Source organism: Janthinobacterium foliorum, assembly GCF_978021625.1.
The window spans coordinates 118,471-139,339 of sequence record NZ_CDXDQE010000003.1 but is presented as its reverse complement, the minus strand read 5'-3'; the positions used below and the strand labels follow the sequence as shown (position 1 = coordinate 139,339).

21 protein-coding genes are annotated in these 20,869 nt (G+C 63.4%); 7 read left to right on the top strand and 14 right to left on the bottom strand.

All coding sequences use genetic code 11. The features are described 5' to 3' along the window. Positions 1 to 4: 4 nt before the first annotated feature. From holA to leuS, 3 genes are read right to left on the bottom strand one after another with little or no spacing between them, the layout of a single operon-like run. Positions 5 to 1,021: a DNA polymerase III subunit delta gene (holA, locus tag ACZ92H_RS08100; protein WP_131373348.1), complete on the bottom strand. Its 1,017-nt coding sequence runs from the start codon at positions 1,019 to 1,021 to the stop codon at positions 5 to 7. A gap of 10 nt (positions 1,022 to 1,031) precedes the next feature. After that, positions 1,032 to 1,628, bottom strand: coding sequence for an LPS-assembly lipoprotein LptE (locus ACZ92H_RS08095; RefSeq protein WP_465048932.1), 597 nt, complete (start codon positions 1,626 to 1,628; stop codon positions 1,032 to 1,034). A gap of 2 nt (positions 1,629 to 1,630) precedes the next feature. After that, entirely contained in the window at positions 1,631 to 4,270 is a 2,640-nt protein-coding gene (leuS, locus tag ACZ92H_RS08090) for a leucine--tRNA ligase (RefSeq protein ID WP_465048931.1), read from the bottom strand. Between the two features lie 186 nt (positions 4,271 to 4,456). Between leuS and ACZ92H_RS08085 the strand changes: the two genes are divergently transcribed. Then, on the top strand, positions 4,457 to 5,221 hold the full coding sequence (locus ACZ92H_RS08085) for a DUF6597 domain-containing transcriptional factor (RefSeq protein ID WP_465048930.1): 765 nt from the start codon (positions 4,457 to 4,459) through the stop codon (positions 5,219 to 5,221). Between the two features lie 103 nt (positions 5,222 to 5,324). Next, positions 5,325 to 5,690, top strand: coding sequence for a VOC family protein (locus tag ACZ92H_RS08080; RefSeq protein WP_131373345.1), 366 nt, complete (start codon positions 5,325 to 5,327; stop codon positions 5,688 to 5,690). Here the strand turns inward: ACZ92H_RS08080 and ACZ92H_RS08075 are convergent. After that, positions 5,687 to 6,583: a LysR substrate-binding domain-containing protein gene (locus ACZ92H_RS08075; protein WP_465048929.1), complete on the bottom strand. Its 897-nt coding sequence runs from the start codon at positions 6,581 to 6,583 to the stop codon at positions 5,687 to 5,689. The genes ACZ92H_RS08080 and ACZ92H_RS08075 overlap by 4 nt on opposite strands. Before the next feature lie 160 nt (positions 6,584 to 6,743). On the opposite strand from ACZ92H_RS08075, the gene ACZ92H_RS08070 reads away from it, so the two are divergent. After that, positions 6,744 to 7,922, top strand: a complete 1,179-nt coding sequence (locus tag ACZ92H_RS08070; RefSeq protein WP_465048928.1) for an acyl-CoA dehydrogenase — start codon at positions 6,744 to 6,746, stop codon at positions 7,920 to 7,922. Beyond that, a complete protein-coding gene (locus ACZ92H_RS08065; protein ID WP_465048927.1) occupies positions 7,922 to 9,169 on the top strand; it encodes a CaiB/BaiF CoA transferase family protein in 1,248 nt (415 codons plus the stop codon). The genes ACZ92H_RS08070 and ACZ92H_RS08065 overlap by 1 nt, the downstream gene beginning before the upstream one ends. A 54-nt stretch (positions 9,170 to 9,223) precedes the next feature. Here the strand turns inward: ACZ92H_RS08065 and ACZ92H_RS08060 are convergent, their stop codons facing one another. The 3 genes from ACZ92H_RS08060 to ACZ92H_RS08050 are packed head-to-tail and all read right to left on the bottom strand — an operon-like array spanning position 9,224 to position 11,089. Next, positions 9,224 to 9,550: a barstar family protein gene (locus ACZ92H_RS08060; RefSeq protein ID WP_131373342.1), complete on the bottom strand. Its 327-nt coding sequence runs from the start codon at positions 9,548 to 9,550 to the stop codon at positions 9,224 to 9,226. Positions 9,551 to 9,558: 8 nt separating this feature from the next. Then, positions 9,559 to 10,368: a 4-hydroxy-tetrahydrodipicolinate reductase gene (gene dapB / locus ACZ92H_RS08055; RefSeq protein WP_465048926.1), complete on the bottom strand. Its 810-nt coding sequence runs from the start codon at positions 10,366 to 10,368 to the stop codon at positions 9,559 to 9,561. Positions 10,369 to 10,387: 19 nt separating this feature from the next. Next, positions 10,388 to 11,089 (bottom strand): outer membrane protein assembly factor BamE, encoded by a 702-nt coding sequence (locus ACZ92H_RS08050; RefSeq protein WP_465048925.1) that lies wholly within the window; start codon positions 11,087 to 11,089, stop codon positions 10,388 to 10,390. A 123-nt stretch (positions 11,090 to 11,212) separates the two neighbouring features. Here ACZ92H_RS08050 and fur point away from each other — a divergent pair, with 123 nt between their 5' ends. After that, a complete protein-coding gene (gene fur, locus ACZ92H_RS08045) occupies positions 11,213 to 11,644 on the top strand; it encodes a ferric iron uptake transcriptional regulator (RefSeq protein ID WP_131373340.1) in 432 nt (143 codons plus the stop codon). A gap of 51 nt (positions 11,645 to 11,695) precedes the next feature. Here the strand turns inward: fur and hrcA are convergent, their stop codons facing one another. Both hrcA and ACZ92H_RS08035 read right to left on the bottom strand, forming a co-directional pair. Then, entirely contained in the window at positions 11,696 to 12,712 is a 1,017-nt protein-coding gene (gene hrcA, locus ACZ92H_RS08040) for a heat-inducible transcriptional repressor HrcA (RefSeq protein ID WP_092802808.1), read from the bottom strand. Between the two features lie 117 nt (positions 12,713 to 12,829). Next, positions 12,830 to 13,555: an HAD family hydrolase gene (locus ACZ92H_RS08035; RefSeq protein WP_465048924.1), complete on the bottom strand. Its 726-nt coding sequence runs from the start codon at positions 13,553 to 13,555 to the stop codon at positions 12,830 to 12,832. Between the two features lie 246 nt (positions 13,556 to 13,801). On the opposite strand from ACZ92H_RS08035, the gene ACZ92H_RS08030 reads away from it, so the two are divergent. Together ACZ92H_RS08030 and ACZ92H_RS08025 are read left to right on the top strand one after the other, a co-directional pair. Next, entirely contained in the window at positions 13,802 to 14,401 is a 600-nt protein-coding gene (locus ACZ92H_RS08030) for a hypothetical protein (protein ID WP_131373339.1), read from the top strand. Between the two features lie 36 nt (positions 14,402 to 14,437). Beyond that, entirely contained in the window at positions 14,438 to 15,019 is a 582-nt protein-coding gene (locus ACZ92H_RS08025; protein WP_465048923.1) for a hypothetical protein, read from the top strand. A gap of 186 nt (positions 15,020 to 15,205) precedes the next feature. Here the strand turns inward: ACZ92H_RS08025 and mmsB are convergent, their stop codons facing one another. From mmsB to ACZ92H_RS08000, 5 genes are read right to left on the bottom strand one after another with little or no spacing between them, the layout of a single operon-like run. Then, complete coding sequence (mmsB, locus tag ACZ92H_RS08020) at positions 15,206 to 16,111, bottom strand: 3-hydroxyisobutyrate dehydrogenase (protein WP_131373337.1); 906 nt, start codon at positions 16,109 to 16,111, stop codon at positions 15,206 to 15,208. 15 nt (positions 16,112 to 16,126) lie between these two features. Beyond that, the gene (locus ACZ92H_RS08015) at positions 16,127 to 17,269 is read right to left on the bottom strand and encodes an enoyl-CoA hydratase/isomerase family protein (protein ID WP_465048922.1); all 1,143 of its coding nucleotides are present in this window, start codon (positions 17,267 to 17,269) and stop codon (positions 16,127 to 16,129) included. Further along, the gene (locus tag ACZ92H_RS08010) at positions 17,262 to 18,047 is read right to left on the bottom strand and encodes an enoyl-CoA hydratase (protein ID WP_131373335.1); all 786 of its coding nucleotides are present in this window, start codon (positions 18,045 to 18,047) and stop codon (positions 17,262 to 17,264) included. The genes ACZ92H_RS08015 and ACZ92H_RS08010 overlap by 8 nt, the downstream gene beginning before the upstream one ends. Next, a complete protein-coding gene (locus ACZ92H_RS08005) occupies positions 18,044 to 19,204 on the bottom strand; it encodes an acyl-CoA dehydrogenase family protein (RefSeq protein WP_465048921.1) in 1,161 nt (386 codons plus the stop codon). Before ACZ92H_RS08005 ends, ACZ92H_RS08010 begins: the two co-directional genes overlap by 4 nt. Before the next feature lie 9 nt (positions 19,205 to 19,213). Next, the gene (locus ACZ92H_RS08000) at positions 19,214 to 20,722 is read right to left on the bottom strand and encodes a CoA-acylating methylmalonate-semialdehyde dehydrogenase (protein WP_465048920.1); all 1,509 of its coding nucleotides are present in this window, start codon (positions 20,720 to 20,722) and stop codon (positions 19,214 to 19,216) included. Positions 20,723 to 20,869 lie beyond the last annotated feature (147 nt).

Sequence of the window (20,869 nt, the reverse complement as noted above, 5' to 3'; positions counted from 1 at the left end):
TGTATTAACCTCTGGCGATTTTCAGGCCCAGCTGCAGCATGGCGTCCCAGGCATCGCCCGCGTAGCCCTTGGCGCGCAAGCCCTTGATCATTTTGTCCACTTGCGCCGCCTGCTGCAGCGCCGCTTCCAGCACGGGCAGCGACATGCGCCGCAGCGCCGGCTCCATCATGCGCTCGCGCGGCCCCCAGATGCGGTACTCCTTCAGCAGCGCGCCCAAGGGACGTCCTTGCGCCATGCCGGCCTTTAATTTTAACAGTGTGCGGATTTCCTCGGAGACGGCCCACAGCACCAGCGGCAGCGCCTCGCCCTCGCCTTTCAAGCCTTCGAGCATGCGCACCAGGCGCGCCGGATCGCCGGCCAGCATGGCTTCGGACAATTTGAAGACATCGTAGCGGGCCACGTTCAGCACCGCATCCTGCACTTGCTCGTATGTCAGCTTGCCCGCTTCATGCAGCAAGCCGAGTTTCTGGATTTCCTGGTGCGCCGCCAGCAAATTGCCTTCCACCCGCTCGGCGATGAAATCGATGCTGGCGCGCTCGGCGCTCTGTCCCTGCGCCGACAGGCGCTGGGCTATCCAGGCGGGCAACTGCGCCCGCTCCACGTTCGGAATCTCGATATACACGGCCGCCTGCTGCAGGCTGGCGACCCAGGCCGCCTTCTGCGTGGCCCAGTCCAGCTTGGGCAGGGTGATCAGCGTCAGGTTGTCGGGACTGAGGTTTTTCGCATAGCTTTGCAGCGCCGCGCCGCCATCCTTGCCCGGCTTGCCGGTGGGGATGCGCAGCTCAATCAGCTTTTTATCGCCGAACAGCGACAGTTCCTGGTTCGCCGCCAGCAGTTCGCCCCACTTGAAGCTGCGCTCCACCGTCAGCACGTCGCGCTCGGAATAGCCTTGCGCGCGCGCCGCGCGGCGGATCTTGTCGGCCGCTTCCAGCGCCAGCAGGTGCTCGTCGCTGGTAATCACATACAGCTGCGCCAGCGGCTTGGCCACATGCCCGTCGAGCGCGTCTATCCGCAATTGCATGGCGTCCCCGTTACTGCTGCGGGGCCGGAACGGCCGGCGTCACGGGCGTCACCGGCGCCACCGACATGGCCGGCAACACCGGCTTGATGGCCGCCAGGCGGCGCGTAATCTGCTGCACCATGTCGTTGCGCATGTCGCGGTACAGCGCCGCTTCCTCGGTTTCCTTGGCCAGCACCTGCGAATCGTCGAAGGTAATCGGGCGCACCAGGCTGATGGTCGTCGGCGCCAGCAACTGGTTGCCAGCCTTGTCCAGCACGCGGAAATTGATCGAATAGCCGAGTTGGTACTCTTGCACGCGGCCATTTTTGTTCAGGGACAAAATGGTCTTGGTACGATTCATCTCCGGATCGCTGAGAACCTCAAGCACGGCGTCGGCGCCATCCTTGGTGTTAACCACCTCCGTACTGCCGATGGCGCGGATATAGCGCTTCAAGCCGATCGCCAGCGGCGACGTCTCAGACAGGCCAATGTATATCGTCGCAAACGGCAGCATGAAACTGCCGTTCGAGCCGCGCAAGTGAAAGCCGCAGGCCGACAGCAGGACGGTCAGGCCCAAGGCCAGCACGGCTCGGCGGCCCAACAGCGATACGGGAGAGGAAGTCGTCATGTTTACACCACGATGCTGATTAACTTGCCTGGCACGACGATGATCTTCTTCGGCGTGGTCTCGACATACTTCTGCACACTCTCACACGCCAGCGCGGCCGCTTCGATGCTGGCCTTGTCCGCATCCTTGGCCACCGTGATCGAGCCGCGCAGCTTGCCGTTTACCTGGATCATCATCTCGATCTCGGACTGTTCCAGCGCGGCTGGATCGACCTGCGGCCATGCGGCGTTCAGCAGGTCGCCGTGCACGCCCGCGTAGCTCAGCTCTTGCCACAAGACGTGGGTGATGTGCGGGGCGACGGGATTGAGCAGGCGCAGGAAGATGGAGAAGCCTTCGGCGATCAGCGCCTTCGACTGCGCGCTGTCATCCAGCTTGGCCGATTCCAGCGTATTGAGCATCTTCATGCAAGCCGACACCACGGTGTTGTACTGGATGCGCTTCAAGTCGTAATCGGCTTGCTGCAGCAGCTTGTGCAATTCGCGGCGCAGGTTTTTCTGCGCGTCGCCGGTGGCTGGCGCAGGCGACGCGGCCAGTGCGGCTTGAATGGTGGCCGACTGGGCGTAGCCGAAGTTCCATACGCGGCGCAGGAAGCGGTTCGCGCCTTCGACGCCGCTGCCCGACCATTCCAGCGTCTGCTCCGGCGGCGAAGCGAACATGGTGAACAGGCGTGCCGTATCGGCGCCATACTGCTCGATCTGCGCCTGCGGGTCGATGCCGTTGTTCTTCGACTTCGACATTTTTTCCGTGCCGCCGATTTCCACCGGCTGGCCATCGGCCACCAGGATGGCGGACTGCGGACGGCCCTTGTCGTCGAGCGACAGGCGCACGTCGTCCGGGTTGAACCAGGTGGTCTTGCCCGCCGCATCCTTGCGGAAGTAGGTTTCGTTGAGCACCATGCCCTGCGTCAGCAGGTTCACAAAAGGCTCGTCGAACTTGACCAGGCCGAAATCGCGCATGATCTTGGTCCAGAAGCGCGCGTACAGCAAATGCATGACGGCGTGTTCGATGCCGCCGATGTACTGGTCCATCGGCATCCAGTAATCGTTGCGCGCGTCGACCATGGCGTCGTTCGAGCCTGGCGAGGTATAGCGCATGTAATACCACGACGAATCCACAAAAGTATCCATGGTGTCCGTCTCGCGGCGCGCCGGCTTGCCGCACTGCGGGCAGTCGCACTTGAGGAAGGCTTCGTATTTGTTCAGCGGGTTGCCCGTGCCATCCGGCACGCAGTCTTCCGGCAGCACCACCGGCAGATCTTTTTCCGGCACCGGCACCACGCCGCAGTCGGCGCAATGGATCATCGGGATCGGCGTGCCCCAGTAGCGCTGGCGCGAAATGCCCCAGTCGCGCAGGCGGAACGTGGTTTTCTTTTCGCCCAGGCCCAGCTCTGCCAGGTCGGCGGCCACCGCATCGACGGCGGAAGCGAAATGCAGGCCATCGTATTTGCCGGAGGCGATGCAGACGCCGTCCTTGCTGCCGTACGATTCCTGCCAGGCGTCCGTCGAAAATTCCTGGCCCTTGACTTCGATCACTTGCTTGATCGGCAGATCGTACTTCTTGGCGAAGCCGAAATCGCGCTCGTCGTGCGCCGGCACGCCCATCACGGCGCCGTCGCCGTAGGTGATCAGGACGTAGTTGCCGACCCATACTTCCACTTGCGCGCCCGTCAGCGGATGGGTGACGAACAGGCCGGTCGGCATGCCCTTCTTCTCCATCGTTGCCATGTCCGCTTCGATCACGGAACCGAGCTTGCATTCGGCGTTGAAGGCCGCCAGCGCAGGATTCGTCTGCGCGGCGTGGATGGCCAGCGGATGCTCGGCGGCCACGGCGCAGAAGGTCACGCCCATGACGGTGTCAGGACGGGTGGTAAACACATACAGCTTGCCGTCGCCGATCAGGGCGCCGCTGGCGTCTGCGATCGTGTGCGGGAAGGCGAAGCGCACGCCCGTCGACTTGCCGATCCAGTTGGTCTGCATGGTGCGCACGCGCTCGGGCCAGCCCGGCAGCTTGTCGTCCACATAGGCCAGCAGCTCTTCCGCGTAATCGGTGATGCGCGCGTAGTACATGGGGATTTCGCGCTTTTCGATCAGCGCGCCGGAACGCCAGCCCTTGCCATCGACCACTTGTTCGTTGGCCAGCACGGTCTGGTCGATCGGGTCCCAGTTCACGGTACCGGTCTTCTTGTAGATGATGCCTTTTTCCAGCATCTTCAGGAACATCCACTGGTTCCACTTGTAGTATTCAGGCTTGCAGGCGGTCATTTCGCGCGACCAGTCGATGGCCAGGCCCATCGATTCCATCTGCTGCTTCATGTGGGCGATGTTCGAATACGTCCATTGCGCGGGCGGCACGTTGTTGGCCATGGCCGCGTTTTCCGCCGGCATGCCGAACGCATCCCAGCCCATCGGCATGAGCACGTTGTAGCCATTCATGCGCAGGTAGCGGTACATCACATCATTGATCGTATAGTTGCGTACGTGACCCATGTGCAGCTTGCCCGAAGGGTAAGGTAGCATCGAGCAAGCGAAATACTTGCCTTTAGGGAAACGTGGGTCGTGTTCGACGGCTTTATAGGCGTCGATCGCCTTCCAATGGGATTGGGCGGATTGTTCGACGTCGGCGGGACTATATTTATCTTGCATGATTGGATGTGCGACCAGCGTGGCCCGGCCAAAAGTGAATATGAACCGAGCATTATACTGGTTGTCGCCGCCCGATAGCGCGGCGCGCTGGCGGCCCGGGCAGGCATATTTTTGCCGGCCTGAAAATCTCCGCTGGAATGCTGTGTAACATATGCCGCAATCTTATTCGCTACCTCGAGTCCGGCCATGATCTTGTACCAGGAAAGCACGCCCATCCCCGCCCTGCGCCCCTGGCTGGACTGCGTCTGGACGTGCCGCGTGCAGACGGGCGCCACGCCCCTGACGCACCAGGTCTTGCCCGACAATTGCATCGACATCCTGTGCCAGGACCGGCAGGACGCCAGCTTTGCCGTCGGCATGATGACGGCGCCGATCGCCGTCGTCAGCCACGGCCTGGTGCAGACGGTGGCAGCCCGCTTCAAGCCCGGCGCGGCGGCGCGTTTCTTCCAGCTGCCGCTGTGCGAACTCAACGATGGCCGCACGGGATTGCAGCAGCTGTGGGGCCGCGACCTGGCGGCGCGCCTGGCCGACGCGCTATGGAGCGCGCCCTTGCCCGATGCGCAGCGCCTTGCCATTTTGCAAGATTTTCTGTTGCTGCGCCTGCGCACGGGGCCGCCCCTGCGCGCACCCGGCGTGGCCCAGCATGCCATCGCGGCCATCGAAGGCGCGCATGGCCTGTTGCGCGTGGAAAGCTTGGCGCGGCAATTGGGCGTGTCGCGCCAGCATCTGGCGCTGCAATTTCGCCAGCAGGTCGGCATCAGTCCCAAGCTGTTCGCGCGCATCTGCCGCTTTCGCGCGGCCAGCCATGGCTTGCAACACCTGGCGGGACAGCCGGACTGGGCGCAGGTCGCCTTGCAATACGGCTATTTCGACCAGTCGCACCTGATCCACGACTTCCAGGATTTTGCCCACAGCTCGCCCGACGCCTGGCTGGCGCGGCGGCGTCATTAAGGCGAATTGAGGCGACCTTCCATTTTTACAATCCAGCGGCGCACGGTGGTGGCATGATGGCGCCAGGCAGTTCGCCGACTATTTCAATCCACAGGAGCACGACATGATCAAAGGCTTGCGTACCGTCACTTATCCCGTCCCCGACCTGGACCAGGCCAAGGCCTGGTACAGCCAGGTTTTCGGCACGGCACCGTATTTCGACCAGCCGTTTTATGTCGGTTTTGCCATCGGCGGCTTTGAACTGGGTCTGCTGCCGGGCGGCCAGCCTGGCCCCCAGGGCAGCGTGACATACTGGGGCGTGGAAGGCATCGAGCAGGAAGTCGAGCGTATCGTCGCGCTGGGCGCCACCCTGCACCACCCGATCACGGACGTGGGCGATGGCATCCGCACCGTGGAATTGCTCGACCCGTTCGGCAACCAGCTCGGTTTCATCGACAATCCCCACTTCGACACGGCCAAGGTCGTTTAAGCGGCTTCGCCTTGCAGCCACAGCCGGAATTGCTGCAGGGCCGTCTTTTCATGCGCGGCTTCGGGCGTGATCAGGTAATACGCCCGCTGACCGCGCAGTGGGCGCTCGCACACAATACGCAATTCCCCGCGCGCCAGTTCCGCTTCCACCAGCATGCGGGGCAGCAAGACCACGCCCTGCCCCTGCACGGCCGCCATGGCCAGCATGGAAAACAGTTCATAGCGGGCGCCGTAGCGCGCTGACTCACCATCGACCTGCATGGCGTCAAACCACTGGCGCCAGGCGCCGGGGCGCGTACTTTGCTGCAATAGCGTCAGCGCCAGCAAGTCCTGCGGCTGCCAGTCGCCGCGCGCCGCCAGCACGCGGGGGCTGGCGACGGGCACGATCTCTTCATGCATGAGCAAGGTGGCGCGCGTGCCGGGCCAGCGCGCCAGCTGCTCGGGCGTGCCCGCATACAGGGCGCCGTCATATTCCGTATCGGCAAACATGAACGGTTTCGTGTAGGCATCGATATGCACGACGACATCCGGCTGCTCGCTGGCAAAGCTGGCCAGGCGCGGCATCAGCCAGCGCGTGGCAAAGGTGGGCACGGAAGCGAGCTGCAAGGCGCCGCCGCCGCCCTGGCGCGCCATGGTGTCGAGGGTGTCGCGCTCGAGGCCGTCGAGGCGGGCGGCGATCTGCCGCGCATACGCGGCACCGGCCGATGTCAGCAGCACGCCGTGGCGCGTGCGCTGGAACAGTTGCACGCCAAGAAAGCCTTCCAATGATGAAATTTGCCGCGAGACGGCGCTCTGCGTCAGCGCCAGTTCGCGCGCCGCATGCGTGTAGCTCTGGTGGCGGGCGGCGGCCTCGAAGCAATTCAAGGCTTGCAGCATGGGAATTTTACGGGACATCGGTGGGCCTGCGCATCGAAAAGCCCCCAGTATGCCGCAAGATATGCGCAGCGCGCATGTCTGGGTGCGAATAAATCGTTTGCGCAAGGCTAGGCAAAAACCTACCATGAGCCATATTCAATCTTGCGCCGATCACCGGCGCTCACCTGCGAGGCCTGTGATGAGCAAAACTGCATTCGACTGGAATTCCCCCCTGCTGCTGGACGAACAACTGACGGGCGATGAGCGCGCCGTGCTGGAAGCGGCCCGCGACTATTGCCAGGGCAGCCTGGTGCCGCGCGTGCTCGAATCGTTCCGCCATGGCCGCACGGACGCCGCCATCTTCCGCGAAATGGGCGCACTGGGATTGCTGGGCACGACCATTCCGGAACAGTACGGCGGCGCCGGCCTGAACTACGTCTGCTACGGCCTGGCCGCGCGCGAAGTCGAGCGCGTTGACTCGGGCTACCGCTCGATGATGAGCGTGCAATCGTCGCTGGTCATGGTGCCGATCAATGCCTTCGGCAACGAGGAAACCAAGCAGAAATACCTGCCGAAACTGGCGACGGGCGAATACATCGGCTGCTTCGGCCTGACGGAACCCAACCACGGCTCCGATCCCGGCAGCATGGTCACGCGCGCGCGCAAGGTGCCGGGCGGCTACAGTCTCTCCGGCGCCAAGATGTGGATCACCAACAGCCCCATCGCCGACGTGTTCGTCGTCTGGGCCAAGGACGATGAAGGCGCGATCCGCGGCTTCGTGCTGGAAAAAGGCTGGAAAGGCCTGTCGGCGCCCGAGATCCACGGCAAGGTAGGCTTGCGCACCAGCATCACGGGCGAAATCGTCATGGATGAAGTGTTTTGCCCGGAAGAAAATGCCTTCCCTGACGTGCGCGGCCTGAAAGGCCCGTTCACTTGCCTCAACAGCGCCCGCTACGGCATCGCCTGGGGCGCGCTGGGCGCGGCGGAAGACTGCTACCTGAAGGCACGCCAGTACACGATGGATCGCCAGCAATTCGGCCGCCCATTGGCCGCCAACCAGCTGGTGCAGAAGAAATTGGCCGACATGCTGACGGAAATCACCATGGGCCTGCAAGGCTGTTTGCGCCTGGGCCGCATGAAGGATGAGGGCTCGCCCGCCGTGGAAATCACGTCTATCATGAAACGCAACAGCTGCGGCAAGGCGCTCGACATCGCCCGCATGGCACGCGACATGATGGGTGGCAACGGCATTTCCGACGAGTTCGGCGTCATCCGCCACCTGGTCAACCTGGAAGTGGTGAACACCTATGAAGGCACGCATGACGTGCACGCGCTGATCATCGGCCGCGCCATCACCGGCATCGCCGCCTTCAACTGATGGACGCCTTGGCTTCCGCCTTGCGGCCCGCGCCGCTGGAAGGCTTGCGCGTGCTCGACCTGTCGCGCGTGCTGGCCGGCCCGTGGGCCGGGCAAATGCTGGCCGACCTGGGCGCCGACGTGGTCAAGGTTGAACAACCGGGCCGCGGCGACGACACGCGCTCGTGGGGCCCGCCCTACCTGAAGGACGAAGACGGCCGCGATACGGCCGAGGCCGCCTATTTCCAGTGCGCCAACCGCAACAAGCGCTCGCTGTGCATCGACCTGGCCGCCCCCGAGGGCCAGGCGCTGGTGCGCCGGTTGGCGCAAGAGGCGGACGTGCTGCTGGAAAATTTCAAGCTGGACGGCTTGAAGCAGTACGGCCTCGATGCCGCCAGTTTGCTGGAACTCAACCCGCGCCTCGTGTACTGCTCCATCACGGGCTTCGGTCAGGATGGGCCGTACGCGGCGCGCGCCGGCTATGACTTTTTGATCCAGGGCATGGGCGGCTTGATGAGCATCACGGGCGTGCCCGATGGCCAGCCTGGCGCCGGACCGCAAAAAGTGGGCGTGGCGCAGACGGACATCCTGACGGGTTTGTACGCCACCATCGCCGTGCAGGCGGCGCTGGCCGAACGCGCGCGCTCGGGCCTGGGCCAGCATATCGACCTGGCCCTGCTCGACGTGCAGGTGGCGGCGCTGGGCAACCAGGCGGCCAATTACCTGTGCGGCGGAAAAGTACCCCAACGCATGGGCAATGCGCATCCGAACATCGTGCCCTACCAGGACTTTCCCACGGCCGATGGCGACATGATCCTGGCGATCGGCAATGACGGGCAATTCTCGCGCTTCTGCGCCGTCGCCGGCCACCCGGAATGGGCGCAGGATGAACGTTTCGCCACCAATCCGCAGCGCGTGGCGCACCGGGCGATCCTGATCCCCCTCATGCGCCAGACCACGGTCATGCGCACCACGGCCGAGTGGATCAGCGCCTTCGAGGCGCAAGCCGTGCCGTGCGGCCCCGTCAACCGCATCGACCAGGTCTTTGCCGACCCGCAAGTGGTGGCGCGCGGCCTGAAAGTGGAGATGCCGCATCCGACGGCGGGCACGGTGGCGCTGGTGGCCAATCCCGTGCGCCTGTCGGCCTCGCCGGTGCAATACCGCTTGCCGCCGCCGCTGCTGGGGCAGCATACGGACGAGGTGCTGCAGCAGTGGCTGGGCTTCGATGGCGGCCAGATCGATGGTTTGCGCGAACGCAAGGTCGTCTAAAGAAAAACGCCGGGCAGTGGCAACACTGTCCGGCGTTTTTTTATGTTTTCAACGTTACTTCAGCGTCAATTTCAACGCCGGCTTTTCGCCATAATCCTCATAGCGCTCATTGATGCCGGCGATGCAGAAGGTCATTTCTTCCAGCACATCCGGCGCCTGCGCCTTCAAGCTCTCCGCATCCTGCACGACAATTTCCAGCACTTCGTTCGGCTTCAAGTGGAAGCGCGTCATGTTTTCATCGTCGCGCAGGTAGCTGAGGCAATCGACCCAGGCATCCATGCTGTTGCCATAGAATTCGGGGAAACCGAAGGCCTGCACGCATTGCGCGTGGAAGCTGGCGTCGTCGCTGATGTCTTTTCCATTCAGGATGGCAGTGGCCATATCGTTCCTCAGTTCTTCAGCGACAGCACGTCCTGCATGTCGAACAGGCCCGTCGGCTTGTCGGCCAGGAAGCGCGCGGCGCGCAGGGCGCCGTGGGCGTAGGTGACGCGGCTGCTCGATTTATGGCTGATTTCGATGCGCTCGCCGATGCCGGCAAACAGCACCGTATGGTCGCCGACGATATCGCCGCCACGGATGGTGGCAAAGCCGATGGTCGACGGGTCGCGTTCGCCCGTCACGCCTTCGCGGCCGTACACAGCGCATTCCTTCAGGTCGCGGCCCAGCGCGCCGGCCACCACTTCGCCCATTTGCAGGGCCGTGCCCGATGGCGCATCGACCTTGAAGCGGTGGTGCGCTTCGATGATTTCGATGTCGTAGCCTTCGGACAAGCTTTTTGCGGCCAGTTCCAGCAGTTTCATGGTGACATTCACGCCCACGCTCATGTTTGGCGCGAACATGATGGCCGTCTTCTCGGCGGCGGCGGCAATGGCCGCCTTGCCCGCGTCATCGAAACCGGTGGTGCCGATGATCATCTTGATGCCGTGTTCGGCGCAATACGCCAGGTGCTCCAAGGTGCCTTCGGGGCGCGTGAAATCGATCAGGAAGTCGGCATTCGCCAGGCCCTTGGCCAGGTCGGACTGCGTCAGCACGCCGGCCGGCTTGCCCAGGAAGGCAGCCGCATCCTGCCCGATCGTCGGCGAACCGGCGCGGTCGAGGGCGCCGGCCAGGATGGCGTCCGGCGCATTGCCGACGGCTTCGATCAGGATATGGCCCATGCGGCCGCTGGCGCCAGCGATGGCAATTTTCAGTTCAGTCATTGTATTCTCTTGCAGCTACTTATTTGGTGGGTTCGACAGCGGGCGCCGGTGCAGGCTCGGCGGCAGGCGCAGGGGCAAGCTCGGGCTTGCTGACAGGAATGGCGGGGGCGGCATCGGCAGGGACCGGCACGGCGCTGGGCGCCACGGGCGACGGCACGGCAGCGGCCGGCACTTCGGCCTTGGCCACCTTGGCGAACGGCGACGGACCGGCGATGCGGTCGATGTATTCTTTCTCGGTCGGCAAGTTGCCACCTTCAAAGCGCGCCACTTTGCCTTCCTTGTCAAAGAACACGATCACGCGGCTGGTGGTGGTTTCGCCATTGCCCCGTGCCAGGCGGAAAGGATAGTCCCAGCGGTCGGCATGGAAGATATCGGTCAGCAGGGACGTGCCGAGGATGAAGCGGACCTGGTCGCGCGTCATGCCGACTTTCAGCTGGGCCAGCATCTCTTCGGAGATGAAGTTGCCTTGCTGAATGTCAGGACGATACGGCGAGAAAAACCACATGAATTTCTGCAGTGGCGTGACGGTGGTCGTTTGCGCGCCCTGTTCCGGGACGACTTCCTTGCCTTCTTTCAGCGTCACCGCCGGCTTTTCGCCAAGGATGCCGCGATTGGCACAGCCAGAGGCTGCCAGCGCGATACAGACCATGCCTGCCACGACTGGGGCTCGAAAGGAAAGACGGTGCCAGAGAGATGGCAATACAGCCGGTGTTACGCGCATAAATGACCTCAATTGGATAAACAAAACGCCTGGAGTGACCGGCCAGCCAAAAAATGCATATTTTGGCACTCCCCGACAAAACGCTATATGATAAAGCACCTGACCCACATACGAGCAACAAACATGAGTAACAATCCTAGTGATCTCAAGGCAAGCGGCCTGAAAGCGACCCTGCCACGGCTGAAGATACTCGATATCTTCCAGAGTAGCCCGGTACGCCACCTGACAGCAGAAGACGTCTACAAAATTCTGCTGGCCGACAATATGGATGTCGGATTGGCAACTGTCTACCGTGTCCTGACGCAATTCGAACAAGCCGGCTTGCTTAACCGCAACCATTTTGAAACCGGCAAGGCGATTTTCGAGCTCAACGAAGGTTCGCACCACGACCATCTGGTGTGCCTCGATTGTGGCCGGGTCGAAGAATTCTTCGACGAAGACATCGAAATCCGCCAGCAAAAAGTGGCCGAAGAACGTGGCTTCAAGATTGCCGAACACGCACTGGCCATCTACGGCAACTGCGTCAAGGTAGCCTGCCCGCACAAAACAGCCTGACGCTTGCCGGCCCTTCCCGCAAGGGGATGGCCGGCCCGGCATGCAGGACGATCAATGATGGCTGAGCGCGTTGGACAGCAGCTTGGCCGTGATATCGACAATCGGAATGACCCGCTCGTACGCCATGCGGGTCGGCCCGATCACTCCCAACGTTCCCACGATCTTGCCGTTGACTTCATACGGCGCCGTCACCACGCTCATTTCATCCATCGGCACCAGGTTCGATTCGCCGCCGATGAAAATCTGCACCCCCGTCGCCTTGCTCGACACGTCGAGCAGCTGCATCAGCCCCGTCTTTTGCTCGAACATGTCGAACATCTGGCGCAGCGAGCTCATGTTCGATGACAGATCGCTCACGCTGAGCAAATTGCGTTCGCCCGAGATCACCATGTCGTCGCTGTGGTCGGCCATCGCTTCGCTGCCCGCTTCCACGGCCGCCTGCATCAGGCTCCCCATGTCGTCGCGCAGCTGGCGCAGTTCACCCTGCAGGCGCACGCGCACGGCGTCGAACGACAGTCCGCCGTAATTCTGGTTGATGTAATTGGCCGACTGCACCAGTTGCGCCGGCGTATAGTCCGCCTCCGTCAACAATAAGCGGTTCTGCACGTCGCCGCCCGGGGCGACGATGACGAGCAGGATGCGCTTTTCCGACAGGCGCAGGAATTCAATTTGCTGAAACACGGACTCGCGGCGCGGACTGAGCACGACGCCGGCAAATTGCGACAGCGACGACAGCATCTGCGCCGCATTGGCGATGGTGCGCTGCGGCTGCGGCGTCTGCAGGCGCATGCGCGACTCCACCATGTGCTCGTCCAGATGCTTGACGGTCAACAAGGTGTCGACAAAGATGCGGTAGCCGCGCGGCGTGGGGATGCGTCCGGCCGAGGTATGCGGGCTGGCCACATAGCCAAGTTCTTCCAGGTCGGCCATGATGTTGCGGATGGTGGCCGGCGACAGGTCGAGGCCGGAAATCTTCGACAAGGCGCGCGAACCGACCGGCAGGCCGTCGGCGATATAGCGCTCGACCAGGGCTTTCAGCAGTGTTTGGGCACGTGTATCGAGTTGCATGATGTTTTAGTTAAGCAAGTATTCTTTAAGCAAGTGTTCTTTTGGGCAAGTGGCGACGAAAGCGGCCGAACGTGCCGTAACAGCGCCTATTATGCACGTTCGTCCGTCCGGCGGCGATCAATCTTCCAGTTGCCGGCGTAGCCATAGCAGCAATTCATCAAAGTTGGCACAGATGGCGTCGGGTTGCACGCCGGCGGCCAGATGCGCGTCGCTGCCCTTGCGGTTCATCCAGACGGCACGCATGCCCGCCCCTTGCGCCCCCGTCACGTCAAAATACAAGTCGTCGCCCACATACACGGCCTCGTGGGGCGCCACGCCCAGCGCGGCGCAACCGGCCAGGAAGATGCTGGCATCGGGCTTGGCGACGCCGAAATCGCTGGCCGCGATCGATACCTTGAAATGCTGCGCCAGGCCGATAATGTCAAGGTCCGCGTTGCCATTCGAAATGGAGCCGACCAGCATGCGCTGCTGCATCCATGCCAGACCGGGCAAGACGTCGTCAAACGGCTGGACGCGGTTGCGCGCGGCCATGAATTGCAGGATGGCGCCATCGACCAGAGCGGGGTCTTCGCCAGCCGCTTCAAAGGCCGACACCAGGCCTGCGCGGCGCAACTCGATCAGGTTGCCATGAAAATGCGGTTGCGCATTGAGCATGGCCAAGCGGTGCTGGCGCAGCAGCTCGATGGAAAACTGCTGCGCCACTTTCGGCGCATGCGTGGCCAGCCAGTCGTGCAGCAGGGTTTCGGCGGCGGCGATGACGGGCGCGATGGGCCACAGGGTATCGTCGAGGTCGAACAGGATGGCCTTTGGCGGCACGGCAGTGTTAACAGGGGCAAGAGACATGGCAAGTTCACAAATGGTGCCGCGGCACGGCGCGCGGCGGAAGTCTATTGTCGCACCGATCGTCGCCAGCGGCATGGCTGCGCCCCGGGGAAATGGGGCCAGGCCGGCGCTTCTGGGCGAAAAATTGTTACAGGGTGATACAAGGCAAGATCAATCCGCTTGCCAGATAGACTAAAATAGGCGCCATTCCAATGCGGCGCCAGCGTCCGTGTTGCGCTACCCTACCTAATTCGTTTTGGAGAATGTATGAAAAATTTGTACCTGCGCTCGATGCTGGCGGCGGCTTGCGCCGTCACACTGGCAGCTTGCGGCGGCAGTGGCGGCAATCTGTATCTGGGCGGCCAAGTGTACGGCCTGGCAAAGGATGGCCTGATTCTCAGAAACGGTTCCGAGGATTTGCCGGTCGCCGCAGGCTCGTCGAGTTTTTACTTCACCAATCTGATCAAAACCGATGACCGCTATACCATCACCATCGCCCAGCAGCCGAAGGGCGCGGCATGCACCATTGAAAATGGCACCGGCAAGGCATCGAGCTACTCCGTGACCACGGCGATCGTCAGCTGCGTGACCAACACGTATCCACTGACGGGCACGATCACCGGCCTGACGGCGAACAAATTGACTCTCGTCATTGGCAACAACGGCACCAGCCCACTGGCCGGCGCCACCAGCTACACCTTCCCGGCGGTGGCCGACGGTGCCGCCTACAATATTTCCATCTTGACCAATCCCACGGGCCAGGTTTGCCGCTTCCAGGGCTCGGCAAGCGCCGATGGCCACGATGTCGTCGGCACGATGGGCTCGGCCCCCACGACCGCCGCCACGCTGGACTGCGTCCCGCAGTAAGCCACGCGATTCGCCACCACTATTTTGGAGAAATACATGAAGTTATCCTGCCTGCGCCCACTCGCCGCGCTGCTGCTGACCCTGGGACTGGCTGCTTGCGGCGGCAAGGCCTCGTATGACGTCAGTGGCACCATCACTGGCTTGAGCAATGAAGGACTGGTCCTGGCCAACGCCGGCGAGCCCCTTCCGCTCCCGGCCGGCTCCACCACGTTTACGTTCAAGAAGCGCATCGATTACGGCACCGACTACAACATCACCGTCCAGACACAGCCTGCCCACATGACTTGCGGCGTCAGCGGCGGCTCCGGCTCGGCTGGCCATTACCTGAGCATCGATGCACTGGTGACCTGCAACCAGAACGCCTACAAGGTGGGCGGCACGATCAGCGGCCTGACCGTCGATGGCCTGGTGCTGATCAACGGCACGACGACGACGACGGTCGGCAAGGACAGCACGGCCTTTACCATGAACGGCTCCGTGGCCTATGGCGCCAGCTATGGCGTGAGCGTGAACACCCAGCCAACCGGCCTGGTCTGCACGGTCGCGCCAGGCACCGGCACCGGCACCATGGGCGAAGCGGATGTGACCACGGTCCAGATCACTTGCGGCCCGGCCTAAGGCGTGCCAACGGCAGCCGCATGGCGGCTGCCGCGAAGAGATATCATGGAAATCTATAATTGATATTCCAAAGATAAATTGGAGTTATATGTGGCGATGCAGCATAATGCATCTGTCTCCTCCAACTCTTCCAAGAATTGGATTTAGCCCGCTTTTACCAGCGGGCTTTTTTTTGCCCGGAATTTCCTAAGCGGCAGGTTTCTGCAATGCCGGCTGCAGCAGCTGCACGATGCTGGAGAAATCCTGCTGCGCATAACCGGCTTGCGCATGCATCTGGTACAGCTGGCGCACCAGGCCGCCCAATGGCGTGGGGGCATTCGCCGACAGGGCCGACTGCTGCGCCAGGCCCAGGTCTTTCAGCATCAGGGCCGTGCCGAAGCCGCCGCTGTAGTTGCGCGAGGCGGGCGTGCCGTCCATGACGCCGGGCCACGGGTTATACACTTCCAGGGTCCAGTTGCGGCCCGAGCTCTTGGCCATGATGTCGGACAGGACTTTCGGATCGAGGCCATGCGCCACGCCCAGGTTCAGCGCCTCGGCCGTCCCTGCCATCAAGATCCCCAGCAGCATGTTGTTGCAAATCTTCGCCACCTGGCCCGCCCCCGCCTCGCCCGCATGGAAGATGTTCTTGCCCATCTTTTCCAGCAACGGCCGCGCCTGCTGCAAGGCCGCTTCGCTGCCGCCGACGATGAAGGTCAGGGTGCCGGCCGCCGCGCCCGCCGTGCCGCCCGAGACGGGCGCGTCGATCATGGCAAAGCCCCGCTCGCTCGCCGCCTGCGCCACTTGCCGCGCCACGTCCGCGGCGATGGTGCTGCAATCGATGAACAGGGCGCCGGGCTTGGCCGAGTCGAGCACGCCGCCCGCCGCCAGATACAGTTCCTGCACGTGCTTGTTGGCCGGCAACATGGTGATGACGGCGTCGGCCGTCTGCACGGCGGCGCTGGCGGACGCGGCCGCCGTAGCGCCCGCCTCGACCAGCGAGGCCACGGCGGCCGGCGCCAGGTCGAACACGGAGACGTGGAAGCCGGCGGCCACCAGGTTGCGGGCCATCGGCGCGCCCATGTTGCCCAGGCCGATAAAAGCGATATGTTGCATGCTAAAAATCTCCAGTTATTCTTTTATTGAATGTAGGTCCGCCAGGGGATGCTGTGTCCATGGCGCCGTGAAATAGCCTTCCAGATACGCCTCGCTGAGCTCGGCCAGGCTGGCAGGCTGCCAGCGCGGCGCGTTGTCCTTGTCGATCAACAAGGCGCGCACGCCTTCGCTGAAGTCCGCGTGCGCACAGCACTGCACGGCAACGATGAGTTCCAGCTGGAACACTTGCCCCAGGCTCATATGCCGCGTGCGCTCGCGCATGGCCCACACCAGGGCGGCCGAGCCGGGCGCGCCCTTGGCCAGCGAATGGGCCGCCTTTTGCAGCCAGGCCACCTCGCCGTCATAGGCGGCAATGGCGGCCACCACTTCGGGCAAGGCGGGCGCTTGCGTCAAGACGGCGATGGCGTCAAAGTTGGCGCGCACTTCGGATTCCGGCAGGGAACTGGCCGGCGCCGAAAAGCCGCGCAGCAAACGGCTCAGCTGCTGGTGATTTGCCTGGGCGCCAGCTTGCCATTGCGCCAGCGCCAGCGCGTCGAGCACCATGACGCGCTCTTCCTGGCGCAGGAAATAGTCGCCCAGGCCCGTAAACAGGGCGTCGGCCGCGTTCAGCGGCGCGCCCGTCAGACCCAGGAACAGGCCAGTGCGGCCCGGCATGCGCCCCAGGAACCAGCTGCCGCCCACGTCGGGGAACAGGCCGATGGTGATTTCCGGCATGGCGATGCGCGTGCTTTCCGTCACCACGCGGTGGCTGGCGCCCGCCATCAGGCCCAGGCCGCCGCCCATGACAATGCCGCCGCCCCATACCAGCAGCGGTTTCGCATACGTATGGATGCGGTGGTCGAGCCGGTACTCCTCGGCAAAGAAGGCCAGTGCCTGCGGATTCGGCACCACGCCGGGCTGCTCCACGACGGCCGTGCGCAGGCTACGCACGTCGCCCCCGGCGCAGAAGGCCTTGTCCGTCGACGATTGCAGCACCACGCAGGCGACGGCGTCATCGCCGGCCCAGCGCACGAGGGCGCCATCGATGGCGCGGATCATCTCCAGGGTCAGCGCGTGCAGGGATTTCGGCGCGTCGAGCGTGATGATGCCCAGCTTCATGCCGCCGGGACAATCGCGTTCCTCGATTCTGACGGTGTCTATATTCACGGACTCAACCATTCTTCCACTCCGCCGGGCGTTTTTCCAGGAAGGCTAGCACGCCCTCTTTCTGGTCCTGCGTCTCGAACAGGCCCAGGAACAGGGTGCGTTCGTCCGGCAGGGATTCGGCCAGGGGACGGCTGCGCGCGCCCTGGATCAGGGTCTTGCACGCCGTCACGCTGCTGGGGCTCTGGCGCGCCACCTTGGCGGCCAGGGCCAGCGCAGTCGCGGCGGCCTTGCCGGTCGGCACGACTTCCTCGACGAGGCCAATGGCCAGTGCCTTGGCCGCATCGACGCGTTCGCCGCACAGTATCATGCGCTTGGCCCAGCCCTCGCCCACCAGCCACGGCAGATGCTGCGTGCCGCCGGCGCACGGCAGCAAGCCGACGGACGCCTCCGGCAAGGCCATCTGCGCATGTTCCTCCGCGATGCGGATATCGCAGGCCAGCGCGCACTCCAGGCCGCCGCCCATGGCATAGCCATTGATGGCGGCGATGCTGACGCCGCGAAACGCGGACAGGGCCTCGAACGCCTCGCCAAAGGCGGCCGCCATGTTGAAGGCCATGTCCTTGTCGCCGTCGGCAAATACTTTTAAATCGGCGCCGGCCGAGAAGAACTTGGCACCGCCGCCCGTGATCACCAGCGCGTACACGTCGGCGTCCGCATTCAGGTCGGCCACCAGCTCTTTCAGCGCGCGCAGGCTGGCCAGGGTCCACGTGTGGGCGGGCGGGTTGTCGAGGGTCACCAGGGCCGTGTGGCCACGGCGTTCCAGCAGCAGATTGGTATACACTTTGCTCATCGTAAGGTCTCCGTGGCGCCGTCTTTCAGAATCGCTCGCGCGACGATCAGGCGCATGATTTCATTCGTCCCTTCCAGGATCTGGTGCACCCGCGTGTCGCGCACGTGGCGCTCGAGCGGATACTCGCGGATGTAGCCGTAGCCACCGTGCAATTGCAGCGCATCGTTGGCCACATTAAAACCCACATCCGTGGCAAAACGCTTGGCCATGGCGCAATATGCCGTGGCATCCGGGCTTTCCTGGTCCAGTTTCCAGGCCGCCAGGCGCACCATCTGGCGCGCCGCCACCAGCTCCGTCAGCATGTCGGCCAGCTTGAATTGCAAGGCCTGGAACTGCGCCAGCTCGCGGCCAAACTGCGTGCGCTCCTTCATGTACGCTTGCGCCCGCGTGAGGGCCGCCTGCGCCGTGCCCACCGAGCACACGGCAATATTGATGCGCCCGCCATCGATGCCCTTCATGGCGATGGCAAAGCCTTCGCCTTCCGCGCCCAGCAAGTTACCAACAGGCACTTTCACCTGGTCGAAGCTGATGATGCGCGTGGGCTGGCTGTTCCAGCCCATCTTCTCTTCCTTCTTGCCATACGCGATGCCGGGCAGATTCGCCGGCACGGCAAACGCGGAAATGCCCGCCGCGCCGTCGCCGCCCGTGCGCGCCATGACGATCAGCATGTCCGTCTGGCCAGCGCCGGAAATGAAGGCTTTCGTACCGTCGAGCACATAAAAATCGCCCTCCTTCACGGCCCTGGTGCGCAGGGAGGCCGCGTCGGAACCGGAGTGCGGCTCCGTCAGGCAGTAGCTGGCCAGCTTCCGGCCCGCGGCCAGGGCCGGCACCCACTCGTCGCACAGGGCTTCCTGCCCCCAGCGCGACAGCATCCAGGTGGCCATGTTGTGGATGGTGATGTAGGCCGTGGTCGAGGTGCAGCCGCCGGCCAGCTCTTCGAAGACGATGGCCGCATCCTGGCGGGAGAGGCCCAGGCCGCCCCAGCGCTGCGGCGTGTACAGGCCGCAAAAGCCCATCTCGCCCGCCTTGGCGATGGTTTCCACCGGGAAGATCGATTCCGCATCCCAGTGCGCCGCGTGCGGCGCCAGCTCGCCGTCGGCAAACGCGCGCGCCGCCTGCTGGAACTCGCGCTGCTCGTCGCTCAGTTCAAAGTCCATGCCGGCTCCTTATTTGAGGCTGATGGTGGTGTTGACCTTGCCCACCGAGGCCGCGTCCGTGAACCAGCGCTGGGTGATCGTCTGCGTCTGCGTGTAGAACAGCACCACCTGCTTGCCGAACGGGCCCAGGTCGCCCAGCTTGGAGCCGCGCGACCCCGTAAAGCTGAACAGGGGCACGGGCACGGGAATGGGCACGTTGATGCCGACTTGCCCCACATCGATTTCTTCCTGGAAGTAACGGGCGGCCGCGCCGCTTTGCGTGAACAGCGCCGTGCCGTTGCCGTTCGGATTGGCGTTGACGAGGGCTATCGCTTCGTCCAGCGTGTCGACTTCGACGACGATCAAGACGGGGCCAAAGATTTCCTGGTCATACACGACCATGCCGGGTTTGACGCCGGAGAGAATCGTCGGTCCCACGAAGTTGCCGTTCGGATAGCCATCCACCTTCACGTCGCGGCCGTCCAGGGTCAGCACGGCGCCCTGCTCGATGCCCCTGGCGACGAGGCTGTGCACGCGTTCCTTGGCCGCGCAGGAAATCACGGGACCCAGGTCAGGATTGTCCTTGCCCGCGCCCACCGTCAGGGTTTGCGCCTTGGTCGCCAGCTCCGGCAGCCACTCGCGCGCTGCGCCCACCAGCACGGCGACCGAGGCCGCCATGCAGCGCTGGCCGGCCGCGCCGAAGCCCGCGCCCAGCAGCTGGTTCAAGGTCTGTTCCTTATTGGCGTCCGGCAAGACGACGGCATGGTTCTTGGCGCCCATCATGCATTGCGCGCGCTTGCCGTTCAGGCTGGCGCGCTGGTACACATGCGTGCCCACCTTGCTGGAGCCGACGAACGAAATGGCCTTGATGTCCGGGTGGTCGCACAGGGCGTTAACCACGTCCTCGCCGCCGTGGATGACGTTCAGCACGCCAGCCGGGATGCCCGCCTGCAAGGCCAGGCGCACGAGCTTTTCCGTCACCAGCGGGTCTTGCTCCGACGGTTTCAGCACGAAGGTATTGCCACAGGCAATCGCCATCGGGAACATCCACAGGGGAATCATGGCGGGGAAATTGAACGGCGTGATGCCGGCGCACACGCCCAGCGGCTGCAGCACGCTGTAGGTGTCGACGCCGCCGGCCACGTTTTGTGCGAATTCGCCCATTTGCAGGGTGCCGATATTGGCGGCGTGCTCCACCACTTCCAGGCCACGGAAGACATCGCCTTCCGCGTCGAGCAGGGTCTTGCCCTGTTCCATCGTCAAGGTGGCAGCCAGGTCGGCCATGTTTTCGCGGATCAGCTGCTGCAATTTCAGGAAGATGCGGGCGCGGGCGCCGATCGGCGTCTTGCGCCAGGTTTTGAAGGCGCGCTGGGCCGAGCCGATGGCCGCGTTCACTTCCTCCGGCGTGGCAAACGGTACACGGGCCAATACTTCCTGCGTGGCGGGGTTGACGACATCGCGCCAGACGGTGGTCTGGGATTCAACCCATTCACCGTTGATTAATAAAGGAACGGTAGGGATGGCAGTTTGCGTGGTCACTCGGTGTCTCCTCGTTGGGGTATGGGTCTGTTTGCATTATTCGCACAATCGCCGCCACGAACAAGGCGTGAAAATGCGAGATAATGCAAACATGAATCTGTTAATCTGCAAAGATTGTAAATTTGCAGATTCCACAAACCGGGGAAG

What these genes read in the sequence shown, in the direction of transcription:
- holA (WP_131373348.1), bottom strand. Translation starts at nt 1,021, where the DNA reads ATGCAATTGCGGATAGACGCGCTCGACGGGCATGTGGCCAAGCCGCTG.
- ACZ92H_RS08095 (WP_465048932.1), bottom strand. Translation starts at nt 1,628, where the DNA reads ATGACGACTTCCTCTCCCGTATCGCTGTTGGGCCGCCGAGCCGTGCTG.
- leuS (WP_465048931.1), bottom strand. Translation starts at nt 4,270, where the DNA reads ATGCAAGATAAATATAGTCCCGCCGACGTCGAACAATCCGCCCAATCC.
- ACZ92H_RS08085 (WP_465048930.1), top strand. Translation starts at nt 4,457, where the DNA reads ATGATCTTGTACCAGGAAAGCACGCCCATCCCCGCCCTGCGCCCCTGG.
- ACZ92H_RS08080 (WP_131373345.1), top strand. Translation starts at nt 5,325, where the DNA reads ATGATCAAAGGCTTGCGTACCGTCACTTATCCCGTCCCCGACCTGGAC.
- ACZ92H_RS08075 (WP_465048929.1), bottom strand. Translation starts at nt 6,583, where the DNA reads ATGTCCCGTAAAATTCCCATGCTGCAAGCCTTGAATTGCTTCGAGGCC.
- ACZ92H_RS08070 (WP_465048928.1), top strand. Translation starts at nt 6,744, where the DNA reads ATGAGCAAAACTGCATTCGACTGGAATTCCCCCCTGCTGCTGGACGAA.
- ACZ92H_RS08065 (WP_465048927.1), top strand. Translation starts at nt 7,922, where the DNA reads ATGGACGCCTTGGCTTCCGCCTTGCGGCCCGCGCCGCTGGAAGGCTTG.
- ACZ92H_RS08060 (WP_131373342.1), bottom strand. Translation starts at nt 9,550, where the DNA reads ATGGCCACTGCCATCCTGAATGGAAAAGACATCAGCGACGACGCCAGC.
- dapB (WP_465048926.1), bottom strand. Translation starts at nt 10,368, where the DNA reads ATGACTGAACTGAAAATTGCCATCGCTGGCGCCAGCGGCCGCATGGGC.
- ACZ92H_RS08050 (WP_465048925.1), bottom strand. Translation starts at nt 11,089, where the DNA reads ATGCGCGTAACACCGGCTGTATTGCCATCTCTCTGGCACCGTCTTTCC.
- fur (WP_131373340.1), top strand. Translation starts at nt 11,213, where the DNA reads ATGAGTAACAATCCTAGTGATCTCAAGGCAAGCGGCCTGAAAGCGACC.
- hrcA (WP_092802808.1), bottom strand. Translation starts at nt 12,712, where the DNA reads ATGCAACTCGATACACGTGCCCAAACACTGCTGAAAGCCCTGGTCGAG.
- ACZ92H_RS08035 (WP_465048924.1), bottom strand. Translation starts at nt 13,555, where the DNA reads ATGTCTCTTGCCCCTGTTAACACTGCCGTGCCGCCAAAGGCCATCCTG.
- ACZ92H_RS08030 (WP_131373339.1), top strand. Translation starts at nt 13,802, where the DNA reads ATGAAAAATTTGTACCTGCGCTCGATGCTGGCGGCGGCTTGCGCCGTC.
- ACZ92H_RS08025 (WP_465048923.1), top strand. Translation starts at nt 14,438, where the DNA reads ATGAAGTTATCCTGCCTGCGCCCACTCGCCGCGCTGCTGCTGACCCTG.
- mmsB (WP_131373337.1), bottom strand. Translation starts at nt 16,111, where the DNA reads ATGCAACATATCGCTTTTATCGGCCTGGGCAACATGGGCGCGCCGATG.
- ACZ92H_RS08015 (WP_465048922.1), bottom strand. Translation starts at nt 17,269, where the DNA reads ATGGTTGAGTCCGTGAATATAGACACCGTCAGAATCGAGGAACGCGAT.
- ACZ92H_RS08010 (WP_131373335.1), bottom strand. Translation starts at nt 18,047, where the DNA reads ATGAGCAAAGTGTATACCAATCTGCTGCTGGAACGCCGTGGCCACACG.
- ACZ92H_RS08005 (WP_465048921.1), bottom strand. Translation starts at nt 19,204, where the DNA reads ATGGACTTTGAACTGAGCGACGAGCAGCGCGAGTTCCAGCAGGCGGCG.